Here is a 424-nt window from a genome sequence, read left to right as displayed (position 1 = left end):
TCCTCGTCCAATTCGCGCAGGCGGTGCAGCGCGTCGTCGAGGTCGAAGGGCTTGTCGTCGCGGGCCGCCAGGCATAGCTGTTCAGCGAGTTCGAAGGCGAGCCGGCCGACTTCCTCCTCGCTGTACTGCACCACTACCTGATACGTGCCGGGCTCCACGGTGGGCGCGGTGTTGCTGAAGGTGACCGGGCAGCCGGCGGAGGCCTGCAGGCCGAGTGCGGCGGCTTCCAGCGCGTGGGCCATCGACGGCGTACCGGCCTCGTCGTCAGGACGGAGCGGGCCGATGGCCGGGAAGCGCGCGCGCAGGCGGTCTTCGAAGCCGGGCAGGTCGGCCAGCAGGTGCGAGGTGTCCGAGCAGGCCACGATGGCCTCGATGCCAGTGTGGCGGCACCAGAGATTCGGGCCGCGCAGGGCCCGGATACGGG

General features: G+C 71.0%; 1 protein-coding gene. It reads right to left on the bottom strand.

Features of this window, described 5'->3' with window-relative positions; translation table 11 throughout:
• Positions 1 to 424, bottom strand: a 424-nt coding sequence (locus AB4Z35_RS30710; RefSeq protein WP_442101260.1) for a cyanophycin synthetase family protein, incomplete at both ends; no start/stop codon positions are given.

This window comes from Pseudomonas sp. KB_15, from assembly GCF_052114525.1.
Taxonomy (GTDB): domain Bacteria; phylum Pseudomonadota; class Gammaproteobacteria; order Pseudomonadales; family Pseudomonadaceae; genus Aquipseudomonas.
Note: the sequence above shows the minus strand (reverse complement) of the source record. Positions and strands in the feature narration are given on the sequence as shown.